Source organism: Acinetobacter sp. IK23 (assembly GCF_035615275.1).
In the GTDB taxonomy this organism is placed as follows: domain Bacteria; phylum Pseudomonadota; class Gammaproteobacteria; order Pseudomonadales; family Moraxellaceae; genus Acinetobacter; species Acinetobacter seifertii.
Window position 1 is genome coordinate 60779 of sequence record NZ_JANBNX010000007.1, and the last position, 12195, is coordinate 72973.

16 protein-coding genes and 1 riboswitch are annotated in these 12195 nt (G+C 36.9%); of the genes, 6 read left to right on the forward strand and 10 right to left on the reverse strand.

Annotated features, from left to right (window positions below; genetic code table 11):
• Positions 1–88: 88 nt before the first annotated feature.
• Positions 89–952 (forward strand): DMT family transporter, encoded by an 864-nt coding sequence (locus MSG95_RS07400; RefSeq protein ID WP_213033588.1) that lies wholly within the window; start codon positions 89–91, stop codon positions 950–952.
• A 5-nt stretch (positions 953–957) separates the two neighbouring features.
• Here the strand turns inward: MSG95_RS07400 and MSG95_RS07405 are convergent, their stop codons facing one another.
• From MSG95_RS07405 to tusD, 4 genes are read right to left on the reverse strand one after another with little or no spacing between them, the layout of a single operon-like run.
• Positions 958–1269 (reverse strand): TusE/DsrC/DsvC family sulfur relay protein, encoded by a 312-nt coding sequence (locus tag MSG95_RS07405; protein ID WP_001047539.1) that lies wholly within the window; start codon positions 1267–1269, stop codon positions 958–960.
• 19 nt (positions 1270–1288) lie between these two features.
• On the reverse strand, positions 1289–1573 hold the full coding sequence (locus MSG95_RS07410) for a DsrH like protein (protein ID WP_077166230.1): 285 nt from the start codon (positions 1571–1573) through the stop codon (positions 1289–1291).
• A 17-nt stretch (positions 1574–1590) separates the two neighbouring features.
• Positions 1591–1941 (reverse strand): hypothetical protein, encoded by a 351-nt coding sequence (locus tag MSG95_RS07415; RefSeq protein WP_077166231.1) that lies wholly within the window; start codon positions 1939–1941, stop codon positions 1591–1593.
• Between the two features lie 44 nt (positions 1942–1985).
• Positions 1986–2354, reverse strand: a complete 369-nt coding sequence (gene tusD, locus MSG95_RS07420) for a sulfurtransferase complex subunit TusD (protein ID WP_000105719.1) — start codon at positions 2352–2354, stop codon at positions 1986–1988.
• 65 nt (positions 2355–2419) lie between these two features.
• Here tusD and galE point away from each other — a divergent pair, with 65 nt between their 5' ends.
• Positions 2420–3427: a UDP-glucose 4-epimerase GalE gene (galE, locus tag MSG95_RS07425; RefSeq protein WP_151819522.1), complete on the forward strand. Its 1008-nt coding sequence runs from the start codon at positions 2420–2422 to the stop codon at positions 3425–3427.
• Positions 3428–3541: 114 nt separating this feature from the next.
• Positions 3542–4936, forward strand: coding sequence for a class II fumarate hydratase (fumC, locus tag MSG95_RS07430; protein ID WP_077166233.1), 1395 nt, complete (start codon positions 3542–3544; stop codon positions 4934–4936).
• A 127-nt stretch (positions 4937–5063) separates the two neighbouring features.
• On the opposite strand, the gene MSG95_RS07435 is transcribed toward fumC, so the two are convergent.
• Positions 5064–5360, reverse strand: coding sequence for a hypothetical protein (locus tag MSG95_RS07435; RefSeq protein ID WP_077166234.1), 297 nt, complete (start codon positions 5358–5360; stop codon positions 5064–5066).
• A 180-nt stretch (positions 5361–5540) separates the two neighbouring features.
• The gene (locus tag MSG95_RS07440; RefSeq protein WP_068933673.1) at positions 5541–5999 is read right to left on the reverse strand and encodes a hypothetical protein; all 459 of its coding nucleotides are present in this window, start codon (positions 5997–5999) and stop codon (positions 5541–5543) included.
• Positions 6000–6310: 311 nt separating this feature from the next.
• Here MSG95_RS07440 and MSG95_RS07445 point away from each other — a divergent pair, with 311 nt between their 5' ends.
• Both MSG95_RS07445 and MSG95_RS07450 read left to right on the forward strand, forming a co-directional pair.
• Positions 6311–6802, forward strand: coding sequence for a hypothetical protein (locus MSG95_RS07445; protein WP_077166176.1), 492 nt, complete (start codon positions 6311–6313; stop codon positions 6800–6802).
• 146 nt (positions 6803–6948) lie between these two features.
• Positions 6949–7036, forward strand: a riboswitch (glycine riboswitch).
• A gap of 177 nt (positions 7037–7213) precedes the next feature.
• Positions 7214–8458 (forward strand): D-amino acid dehydrogenase, encoded by a 1245-nt coding sequence (locus MSG95_RS07450; RefSeq protein ID WP_077166175.1) that lies wholly within the window; start codon positions 7214–7216, stop codon positions 8456–8458.
• A 47-nt stretch (positions 8459–8505) separates the two neighbouring features.
• Here the strand turns inward: MSG95_RS07450 and MSG95_RS07455 are convergent, their stop codons facing one another.
• Complete coding sequence (locus MSG95_RS07455) at positions 8506–9150, reverse strand: A1S_1983 family putative colistin resistance protein (protein ID WP_213033586.1); 645 nt, start codon at positions 9148–9150, stop codon at positions 8506–8508.
• Positions 9151–9250: 100 nt separating this feature from the next.
• On the opposite strand from MSG95_RS07455, the gene ispF reads away from it, so the two are divergent.
• Positions 9251–9733 carry a 2-C-methyl-D-erythritol 2,4-cyclodiphosphate synthase gene (gene ispF / locus MSG95_RS07460; protein ID WP_077166174.1) on the forward strand — a complete coding sequence of 161 codons (483 nt, stop codon included), beginning with the start codon at positions 9251–9253 and terminating at the stop codon, positions 9731–9733.
• Here the strand turns inward: ispF and MSG95_RS07465 are convergent.
• The 3 genes from MSG95_RS07465 to MSG95_RS07475 form a co-directional block, all read right to left on the reverse strand.
• Positions 9730–10254, reverse strand: a complete 525-nt coding sequence (locus MSG95_RS07465; protein WP_077166173.1) for a protein tyrosine phosphatase family protein — start codon at positions 10252–10254, stop codon at positions 9730–9732. The genes ispF and MSG95_RS07465 overlap by 4 nt on opposite strands.
• Positions 10255–10445: 191 nt before the next feature.
• The gene (gene argF / locus MSG95_RS07470) at positions 10446–11366 is read right to left on the reverse strand and encodes an ornithine carbamoyltransferase (RefSeq protein WP_004701186.1); all 921 of its coding nucleotides are present in this window, start codon (positions 11364–11366) and stop codon (positions 10446–10448) included.
• Between the two features lie 113 nt (positions 11367–11479).
• Positions 11480–12133, reverse strand: coding sequence for a TetR/AcrR family transcriptional regulator (locus MSG95_RS07475; RefSeq protein ID WP_004701188.1), 654 nt, complete (start codon positions 12131–12133; stop codon positions 11480–11482).
• Positions 12134–12195: the final 62 nt, after the last annotated feature.

Consider the following 12195-nt stretch of genomic DNA (forward strand, 5'->3'; position numbering starts at 1 on the left):
ATAACAGTTTTTTAAAATTGTACTGCTTTGTATCTGGTTTTGATACCATATCACAGCTTAAATTCTTCGTATAGTTGCGGAGAATAATATGCAAAAGTTTATGAATGGTTGGGTAAATGGTTTTATTGGGGTTGCGATTTTTGCAGGCTCATTACCAGCCACCCGTGTTGCGGTTACCAGTTTTGATCCTGGTTTTCTCACGGCGGCAAGAGCAGCCATTGCGGGTATTTTGGGTTTAATTCTTATCTTTTTGCTTAAAGAAAAAAGACCTGCTAAACAATATTGGGGGCCACTTGCTATAGTTGCTTTAGGTGTTGTGGTGGGTTTTCCCTTATTTACGGCACTTGCTTTGCAATATATGGATGCAGCACATTCAATTGTCTTTGTGAGTCTTCTACCGCTCGCTACTGCCATATTCGCAGTAGTGAGAGGTGGAGAAAAACCAAATTTATTTTTTTGGATATTTGCAATTTTAGGCAGCCTGATTGTTTTTACCTACATGTTTTTTTTGTCGGGTGAAGCTTCTTTTGGCATCGGCGATTTATACATGCTTATTGCAATTATTCTATGTGGATTTGGCTATGCGGAAGGCGGAGTACTTTCGAAAAAAATAGGTGGATGGCAGGTGATTTGTTGGGCGCTTATTTTAGCTTTACCAATTATGCTGTTTGCTACTATTTTTTACATGCCCGTTTCTTTCCAAGATGTATCTACATCGGCGATAGCAGGGCTGGTTTATGTATCGTTATTTAGTATGCTTATCGGGTTCTTTTTCTGGTACAAAGGACTTGCACAAGGCGGTATTGCTGCAATTAGCCAGCTACAGCTTTTACAACCTTTAATGGGACTCGCGATTGCCGCACTGTTATTACATGAACATGTAAGTTGGTCGATGTTAATGGTAACGGCAGTAACAATTCTATGTGTCGCTGCCGCTAAAAAGTTCGCATAAAAAATTTATAAACAATTTGCTGGTTTAGGAATGCCTGCCAAACGACTGAGATGGCGCGCAACTAAACCGGTATTAAATTTTTGCTGTAAAACAGCATTATTGATATCAGGACTGACGGTTTTCATTAAGAATTTAATGAGGGGACGAGTCGCTGGAGAATGCCCAAATTGCTGATAAAATTGGCGAACCGCAGCTAAAACTTCAAAATGCCAATCTGTTAATTCAAGATCGAGAGATTTGGCAAGTTCCTGTGCGACTTCTGGATTCCAAATCGTATAGTCGACTAAATGACCATCTTGATCTAATTCTAAATTCATAAAAATGAGCCTAACTATATTATTTCAAAGAAATACATCGATTAAATTGTAAAACCAGATCCGCAAACTGGTCATAATTTAATATCTTAACGTGAGCTAAGGTTTCTGCATCAATTAAATCTTTTTCATGAGACAAACAAGAAACTGAGCCAAACTGCTGACAAATGCTTACGGAAAGCTGTGCGGTTGAATCGCCCATAAAAACAACCTGATCGTCTTGATGAAAAAGCTTTTCAAGTTCTTCAATAATACGAGGGGTATGGTGATAAGAAGCTTGCACCAGATAAAGTGTTGATTGCGTCATTAAATTTACACCTTTATCTACCAATATAAGACATGATCGAAAGATTGGATGAGTTCAGTATCTAACTGAACAAACTCTAGCTCCTGCTCACTGTTTTGAACAAAAGGATGCTGTTTATTTTTGGTCTCAACAAGAATGGGACTCAAGTCATAAAACTCAAAGCTATCCACCATGTTTGAAGCAATTTTAAAAGCATGCTGCAACTGGTCAAAGTTATGTTCATTTTGTAAGAGGCTAAGAGCTGCATCTTTCAATAATACTTTGACTGGTGAGCCAAAGGTTGCTAAAACCATACTAGCGGCGAGGCTTTCATTGACTTGTAGGCTGGTTAGATTGGCTTGGGTCAAAATAACGAGTACAGTTTTCACACAATATACCTTTTAAAAGCAACAATCTAAGTTAACAAAGTAACTTAGAATTGAAGAAGACGAGAGGCTGACTGTACTGCATCAGCAAGTTCACCTAGTCCAACTAACTCAAAGTTGTTCGCTAGGTTGTGATGACTAAGTTGATGGCGACTCGCATTTTCTGCATCGGTAATACCACGTGCAAGGGCGGCGCTGACACAGACAGGAAGTCGGATCGAGAGCTTTTGCCATTCATGCGTTAAATTACGCTGGTCGTCAGGAACCCACTGAAAATCATTCGCAACCTGAACGCCATCTTGGTAAAAGAATACACGAAAGTCTTCATTTTTACTTTTGAGTGCCTGAGCAAGGCCCAGCGCATGCCAAGCATGGATTGAAGTAGGAGCAGAGGTTATTAGTAGTAATGTACTCATTGAGAATTCACTATGGTCATACGTCTAAATGGGCGTAGATACATTAAGAGAAAGGTAAGTATACAATGATTTTAGTGACAGGTGGTTTAGGCTTTATCGGTTCACACATTGCATTGAGTCTGTTGGCTCAAGGCCAAGAAGTGGTTATTGTCGATAATTTGGCTAACTCGACCTTGCAAACGCTTGAGCGGTTAGAATACATCTCTGGTATGTACGTTCCGTTTGTTAAACTTGATGTACGTAATACACCTGCATTGAATAAGGTATTTGAACAATACTCAATTGATGCAGTCATTCACACCGCTGGTTTTAAATCTATTGAAGAATCTAACTTAAAACCGCTCGAATATTACAACGATAATGTCAGTTGCATCATGAGTCTATTACGTGCGATGCAACGTACAGGAGTTCGTCATTTTATCCATTTATCTAGCTTGGCTGTCTATGGAAAATCTGATTTAGAACTGAGTGAAACACAAGATTTCAACTACGCTTATCCAAATCCATATATCAAATCTCAACAGATGATTGAAGAAATCATTCGTGATACCTATAAAATTGATCATGAATGGAAAATTGCGATCTTACGCCTATCAAATATTGTAGGTGCTTTTGAGCATGGTGTGTTAGGTGAGTATGTTGCACAGCTTCCTAAAAATATTGTACCGCTTGCATTGCAAGTTGCAGCCATACAGCGTGATTTAATTGAATTACAAGACCAAGTGTCTACCGAAGACCATACTGTAGAGCGTAGTTTTCTACATGTCTTAGATGTATGCGAAGCTGTAAGTTCAACTCTACTATGGCTACGTGATCAAACCCATTGCTGTGAAGCATTTAATATTGCACATGACCAAGTACATTCAATTCGTCAGTTATTAGATGAAATTTCACAAGTGACCCAAGCTGAAATTGCGACACAATCGGCAATTTATAAGCATGAAGAATTGGCTCAACTTGGTGCAAATGTAGGAAAAGCAAAAACTTTATTACAATGGAATCCGAAACGAACTTTAAAGCAAATGATTGAAGATGAATGGAGATTCTATCAAAACACATTAAATGGAAGATAAGATAATGATTCTTATTTACAATAATGAAATGCTTGAGTACGATACTAAAATTAACTAGCCAAAGCAAAAATTGCTTCAGCCCGTGAGTTCTTTAACCACATAACCGAGGTTTCTATGCAAACACGAATTGAACATGACACTATGGGTGAGATTGAAGTTCCAAATGAAGCGCTATGGGGAGCACAAACCCAACGTAGCTTACAGAACTTCAAAATCGGGCAGGAGCGTTTACCCCGTGCCATGATTCGAGCGATGGGATTGGTAAAAAAAGCAGCAGCAATAACCAATGCAGAGTTAGGACAGTTACCACAAGATTTAAGTCAATATATTGTGGGCGCTGCCGAAGAAGTGATTGCAGGAAAATGGGACTCACAGTTCCCACTCGTAGTTTGGCAAACAGGTTCTGGTACACAAAGCAACATGAACTGTAATGAAGTGATTGCCAATATTGCCAACCAAAAATTAGGTGAAGTGCTGGGCGCACAAAAACCAGTACATCCAAATGATCATGTCAATCGTGCGCAATCTACTAATGACTCATTTCCAACAGCGATTCACGTAGCAGCAAGTTTGCAAATTAATGAATTGCTGATTCCAGCTGTAGAGCAGCTTAAAGCAACTTTGCAGAAGAAGTCCGATGAGTTTCACGATATTGTTAAAATTGGTCGTACTCATTTGCAAGATGCTACACCATTAACCTTAGGCCAAGAATTTAGTGGTTATGTTTCTCAGCTTGAGCACGGTTTAGTACGTCTACAACAAGCTTTAACTGGTTTATATGAGTTGCCATTGGGCGGCACAGCAGTAGGAACAGGGTTAAATGCTCATCCTGACTATGCTGTTAAGGCTGCAACTCAGCTTGCAGCTTTAACAGGTTTGCCATTTGTTACTGCTCCTAATAAATTTGAAGCACTTGCAGGGCGTGATGCCGCTGTTTTTGCATCAGGTGCATTAAAAACGCTTGCAGTAAGCTTAAATAAGATTGCTAACGATATTCGTTGGTTAGCAAGTGGGCCACGCTGTGGTTTTGGGGAAATTCGCATTCCTGAAAATGAACCAGGCTCAAGTATTATGCCAGGTAAAGTGAACCCAACTCAAAGTGAAGCAATGACCATGGTGGTTGCACAAGTGCTTGGCAACGATACCACTATTAATGTCGCTGGTGCTTCTGGTAACTTCGAGTTAAACGTATTTATGCCAGTGATTGCTTATAATTTATTGCAATCTATTCAGCTTCTTGGCGATGCATGCAATAGTTTTAATGATCACTGTGCGGTTGGAATTGAACCTAATCGCGATAAAATTGATCAGTTCTTGCATAACTCTCTCATGTTAGTTACTGCATTAAATCCAGTTATTGGTTATGAAAACTCTGCAAAAGTAGCGAAAACTGCTTATAAAGAGAATAAGACTTTAAAACAAGTGGCTGTTGAGCTTGGTTTAGTAACAGCAGAACAATTTGATGAAGTCGTTAAACCTGAAAAAATGGTTTCGCCAAATAGTAAATAAGCGGTCTATATAGCCATCAGCAGTATCATTTTGTACTGAATGTACAGTACTACTGATGGCTATTATGTTTACACCTTAAATCTAGAGTTGTTCACATGTACTCTAACGTATAGGTCGAAAATAAAAACTACACTAGTAGATCTTCTATATATTCCCAACCATTTGCTTTCATTTCTTCAAATTTTCTTTTTACTTCTTCTTTTGTGTATTCATGAGCGTCTTTTGCTAAAAGAACATGATATGAATTAGAGGCTGGATCTATAGTGACCTCTGTAATTTCTATCGGTTCAATCACACCATTTTCGGTCAAACCAAGATCGGTAAAGCACATTCCTTTTAGTGGAATAACACTGCATTCATATTCTTTCGAAATAAAATAGTGATTTGAATAAGTTGAATAGGTACGTGAAGCGCGGATCTTCATTGATCTCTCCTTTATTTGTAGGGAAGACCTCAATAGTTTGGTGTCTTTTAACAGTTAAAACTGTTTAATTTTTATTGTTTATTTACTATGAATCTTTGTTTTTTATAATTTTTAACCTTCTATCTCAAAATTTCTTATAGAAGCCTTCCATTAAAAGAAGGCTTCAGAATATATAAAAGCTTATTTTAAAATTTTGTAAACTTTCTCTTTGTATTCGTCATTGGAAATGACTCCTTTATCATATTGCTGTTTTAATGATCTATATTGTTGAATACGAATATCTCTTTTGAGACCTATATCATCATGATTTCTAATGTAGTAGAGACTTCGGTCATGATCACTCATATTCACAGTTGGATCTGGAGAGTGAGAGTATGTATTTTGTGGTTTCTCATCTTGATATTGTTTGGCAATTTCAAAAAAATCTACTGCTTTCTTGTTTGAATCGGAACGAAAAGGATTGTGTTGTGATTCGTTAAACTTATGATTTGAATTGTTTATCTCAAGCATACTTCTATGGCGATTTGATTTTTGGTCATAAAACTCTTGTTCAGTTGGGAAGGTAATCGTTTCAGAAAATACAGAAGAAGAAAAAGTACAAATACTTAAAAATAATAAAATTAACTGTGATCTATTCATTTCTTTGGGAGCCAGATGAAATTGAGTAAATCACTGTATTGTAACATTAAATCTTAATAAGAGGCTGAGTTGTAGTATATTTAATGAGCGCTCACTTTTTGAGCTATTAATTCATATCAGCGCTCTTTACAAAGTTAATTGAATTTAATTGTTCTTATATAGCTTAATCAAACTAACTTAGAGTTGAATAAGCTGTCATAATTGTTAAAATGCCCACCTTATCCTGTTTTTGTATTGTTTTTAATTTGCATTTATTTTGCGATATAGAAATTAAACACATAATAAACAGTTGCTTAGCTAAGGATTTTTGAATGCTCTCGATTTATTTAACAGATACCGAACAACATGTGCAGTTTAATGATTACCCAAGTGATCAGCCTGTTAAATTTCTGTTAAATCTTAAAAAGATTTTTCCAAGTACTGGTGATTTACTGTTACCTGTTTTACCCGAAGATAATAATCTGGAAAACGTAACTTGGGAATCAACGACAAAAGACTTTGAAATCTTCAAAAAATTGTTGGCAGGTTGGGGTGTTATTGAGCTTCGTTTAAATGCAATCACAACATATAAAGATAAAAATTTTGCAAATGAGCTCATTAAACAAGCTCAATCTAAACGTAAAAAAGTAGCACAAAAAAATCATCAACTGTCTTTGGTCGCATTGGATTATATTTTTATGCACGAAATTCATGCACTCATTGATGCTGAGTTGGTCACAATTGGTGAGAAGTTTTATTTACCAGCTTTGAGAGAGCAATGGAAAGGTCTAGTTTCTGACCAAGTGCTTGAAGGAAAGCTCTAATAAATAGCAAAAGGTGAATTCAAATAATTCACCTTTGTTTATAATTAAATCAAATACTTTCTTATTTAATTGAATTGCTATACAAAAGTTTACAAGAAAAGAATGCGTTTTTTTAAAAGTGGCAGATACATTGCTTATATAAATACAAAATTATTGCGGGAGAGAGGTTCTTAGGAACCCGCCGAAGGAGCAACAGGCCCGGAAACTCTCAGGCAAAAGGACTGTAATAATTAAAAAATCTGGAGAGCAGCTTAAGATTTATAAGCATGAAGAATAAAAACTTATAAGTCATAAACTCACCGAAGGGGAAGATCGAAATGCTAAAAGGTAGTGTTTAGGTCGAAACTCTCAGGTACAAATGACAGATGGGCTGTACTGATGAAATGTTTTTGCATTTCAGAGGAGTCTGTTATGCCACATGTTATTGTGATTGGTGCAGGAATCACAGGGGTTACTTCAGCCTATGAATTATCTCAATTAGGTTACCAAGTCACAGTGATTGATCGCCATCTTTATCCAGCTATGGAAACATCATTTGCAAATGGAGGGCAATTATCTGCTTGTAATGCAGAAGTCTGGAACCAGAAAGCGACCGTTATAAAAGGTTTTAAATGGATGAGGCAAAAAGATGCTCCTCTATTACTTAACCCTTCTTTTAGTTTGCACAAATATAGCTGGTTAGTTGAGTTTCTATCTCATATTAAAAATTATGAGGCTAACACCATAGAAACTGTTCGCTTAGCATTGCTCGCTCGTAAGCGCTTGTTTGAAGTCGCTGAAAAAGAGCAGCTTCAATTTGATTTGGAGAAACGCGGTATTCTTCATATGTATCACAGTAAGGCTGATTATGATGTTGCTAAACAGGTGAATGACGTCTTAAACAAAGGTACTTTGGAGCGCTATTCAGTTTCACCAGAGGAAATGAAGACAATCGAGCCATCTTTAACTGGTGATTACTTTGGGGGGTATTACACTCCAAGTGATGCAACTGGAGACATTCATAAGTATTCAACTTCTTTAGCTGAAAAGACTAAACAATATGGTGTTCAGTATAAATTTGGGCTTGAAGTGACTGATATTAAGTGTCACACAGATAAAGTAGTGTTGAATTGTCAGCCAAGTGCTGAACATCCTCATCTTTCTCAATCAGATAGCTTTCAATTGGAAGGTGATGTTCTGGTTGTTTGTGGTGGTGTTGGAAGTTATCAGTTGGCTGATATGGTCGGTGAGCGTGTAAATGTTTATCCAGTTAAAGGCTATTCAATTACTGTCCAATTGAAAGATGAGAAAAGTATTAAAAATGCGCCATGGGTGAGTTTGCTTGATGAAAGCGCCAAAATTGTAACGTCTCGTTTAGGCCAAGATCGTTTACGTATTGCAGGTACTGCTGAGTTTAACGGCTATAATCGAGACATTCGAGCGGATCGTATTCAACCTTTAGTGAATTGGGTGAATCGTAATTTTGACATTTCAACTGAGCATGTTGTTCCATGGGCAGGTTTAAGACCGATGATGCCTAATATGTTGCCAGTCGTAAAACAGTCTAAACAGCCACGAGTTTTTTATAATACCGGACATGGCCATTTAGGTTGGACTTTATCAGCAGCGACTGCTGTTTTGGTGAGTCAAGATATTCTGCAGAAATATCCAGCTTAAAAAAGAAAAGCCAGTGTAGATTCACTGGCTTTTTTGTTTTATATCAACTAATCATATAGTCTATAAACACCAGTAAATCGTTCACAGCCTTTTTGTTGGGTTTTCACTACAAGTAAGGTCTTTTGGAAATCGAACTTATATTTGCAGTTATGTTCGTTGTCTAAAATTTCACTTTTTTGTTCAGGAGAGCTATAAGCCATTAGTGAAATAGTTTGCGTATCTTTTCGGTTATTCGGATTACGGTAAGCTAATCCTTCGATTTTGATTTTATCTTTAGCAAGTTGATGAATTTGTAAATGAACAGGTTGAGCTGCAATATGCCCATTTTCAAATTTAAGATAATGCTGCGTTAGGGTTTGCTTAAGTGATGCATAAAAGTTTAAATCATCCCCACGTATATCAAACTGTTGTTGAAAACATGAAGTATTTTTGCATTGTTGAGTATGTTTAAACCACAAAGTCTGTGTATCTTGTAGAAGTTTTAAGGGGGCATCTGTAACTAAGTATGCAGAAAGATATTGATTGTTGAGTTGCTTACGCGCTTCACTAAAGGTTTTTGAGCAAATTTTGAGCTCAGATTTTGAATTTGAGCAGTCCATAGATTCTGCAAAAACAAATGGTGAGCATAAACAACTCAATGTCACGACAAAACTTAATCTTTTCAATTGATTCATATCAGTATTCGACGGCATGATCGCTTATACTTTCAGTCTACTTTGCTAAGTGTACTATAGCGAAACACAACAGCTGAATACAAGATTTCTTAAGTTTTTATAGAAGGGAAGAGTTGATATGGTTGCTCAAATTCGTATTGGACAAGGACTGGATGTACATGCCTTTGAAGAGGGTAACTTCGTAACTTTGGCTGGCGTTCAGATCCCACATACGCATGGCTTAAAAGCACATTCTGATGGTGATGTTGTGTTACATGCGCTATGTGATGCTTTACTTGGAGCACTGGCGCTTGGTGATATTGGTCAGCATTTTCCAGATACCGATCCAGAGTTTAAAGGAGCGGATAGCCGTGTACTGCTAAAACACGTTTATCAATTAATATTAGACCGTGGTTATCGTTTGAATAATGCTGATCTTACTGTAGCTTGCGAACGTCCTAAATTAGCGAAACATAATTTAGAGATGCGCCAAAGCATTGCAGATGTTTTGAATGTGGATTTAAATCAAATTAGTATCAAAGCGACCACCACCGAAAAACTTGGGTTTACGGGTCGCCAAGAAGGAATTTTAGCAACAGCGACAGTATTAATCTCTAATTAAACTAAATCATCAGTTTGTTGCAAAGACTGTTGAAGTTCTAAGGTAGCCTTACGGCCTTGTAGCTGTAAGGTAATGCTATGGATTAGTCCTGTCCAGGTTTCATTGGGTTCCCAAATTTCGTGCAGTAAATCTTGAGAAGTTGGCATGTCCATATTCATATAAAATTGTCTGTATACGTACATGAGACAACTTACACGTTTGTTTTTGGCACAATGTACCCAAACAATTTCATTTTGAACCAAATGATCAATTAAATCTAAAACCAATAAGCATTGGTCAGAAGAAGGTGTTTCCCAGTCAATTGGAATATGAATGTAATTTAAACCATGCTGAAGACAAACCTGATCTTCATTTTCAATACAATTCGATGAATTTGTCAAAGCTAAATTGATAACAGTACTACAGCCATACTCTTTAATGAGTTTGAGCTGTTCAACGGAAGGTTGTGCTGAACTAAATAAGTGTTCGTGAATAATTGAAAATGCAGGGATTTGAGATAGTGATTCTTCAAGGGTTGTCATAATCGCACTCTACAAGAGTAGGCTTGGCTTATTGTGTAGAATGTTATACACGATTCTAGAGTGTAGTTGAAATATAGACTGTTTATATATTCGGCAACATCGTGAAAAATTTTAAAAAATAAACAAGAAAAATAAGAGTTTTATGGAAATAAAAAAAACAGCACCTTAAAGATGCTGTTTTTCTATCGAGATTAAGCTTTTTTCAAATTTTCATTCAATAAAAATTCCATTAAAGCTTTCTGAGCATGTAGGCGGTTTTCTGCTTCATCCCATACGACTGAATTTTTATGATCAAGCATGGTTTCTGAAATTTCTTCACCACGATGTGCTGGTAAACAATGCATAAATAAACAATCTGGATGTGCAAGACTCATCAGTTTTTCATTGACTTGAAACGCTGAAAAAGCATTCTTACGTAATTTTTGTTCTTCTTCTTGTCCCATGCTTGCCCATACGTCTGTAACGATAAGGTCAGCATTTACAGCAGCATCTTCAGCATTGTCAAAAAGCTCAACACAATGTCCAAACTCCGCTAAAAATTCAGGTTTAGGTTCAAAACCCTTTGGCGAAGCAATTTTTAATTTAAAACCCATTAAATGTGCAGCTTCAATATATGAATTACACATATTATTGCCATCACCAATCCAAGCTACGGTTTTACCTTCAATACTACCGCGATGTTCAATATAAGTTTGCAAATCTGCAAGTAACTGACAAGGGTGGTGGTCATCGGTTAGGCCGTTAATCACAGGAACTTTTGAGTAAGATGCAAAGCGTTCAACAATGTCGTGACCAAAAGTACGAATCATCACAATATCAAGCATGCTTGATATAACACGTGCTGAGTCTTCAATAGGCTCACCACGACCTAGTTGTGTGTCGCGAGGTGACAAAAAGATGGCACTGCCACCAAATTGGTTAATACCAGCCTCAAAAGAAATACGAGTGCGTGTGCTCGATTTTTCAAAAATCATTCCCAATACTTTACCAACAAAAGGCTGATAAACCTTATTGCCTTGTTGCATTTTTTTTAGTTCACTTGCGCGTTCTAAGATGCGGTTAAGTTCTAATGTGGATAGATCACGTAAAGTCAGGAAATGTCTTAGAGCCATGTAGCTACTCCATAATAATTGTCTTTGAAATACAACAATTATCTGTTGTTGGCTGGGTGGATGTGGAGAAAAAGAAGTCTACTATACTATAAGCATTTTAAAATGCAAAAGAATTAGACTTTATGGTGGCCTTTTAAGAAAATGTCTACACAATATTCAATATAATCAAAAGCTTCTTTCTCATTGGGTAGAGCAGGCATACCCATAATCATACGCCACTCAATATCGCGTAAAATCCCAAAGTACATGAGTGAAGAATGATAAGGAGAAGGACATGTGATTTCTCCTGCATTGTGCGCAAACTCTAATGCTTGAGTAAGAGTATTCTGTAAGTTGTGTACCCATTTGTCATAAAGGTATTGTATGAGGACTGTATTACATTCGGTCTGTTCGATAATAAGTCGTAAAAACGCGATATGTTCCGGTTGAATGATATGAACGTAAACACGTTCGAGCGTTTGAATCAGATATTCTTTTAAAGTACTTTTTTCAGGATTAAATGGAATACATACATCTTTAAAAAACATTTCACGCTTATAGTCACAAATAGCGGTAAAAAGTCCTTCTTTATTTCCAAAATATTTATAAATAGAGGCCTTTGAACCACCTGCATGATTTACGATATCGTCAAGAGATACAGCATCATATCCTTTTTCCAAAAACAGCTCGGTTGCGCTTAGCAATAAAGCTAAACGACGTTCGATACCGCGGCGCGTCTGAGGTTTGTCACATATAGGATGATGTGACTCAAGGACTGGATCATGCATAAAATTTAATAACAACGATTAATACTGCTTAGCTAGTATATCAAAACTATCTTTACCGATGG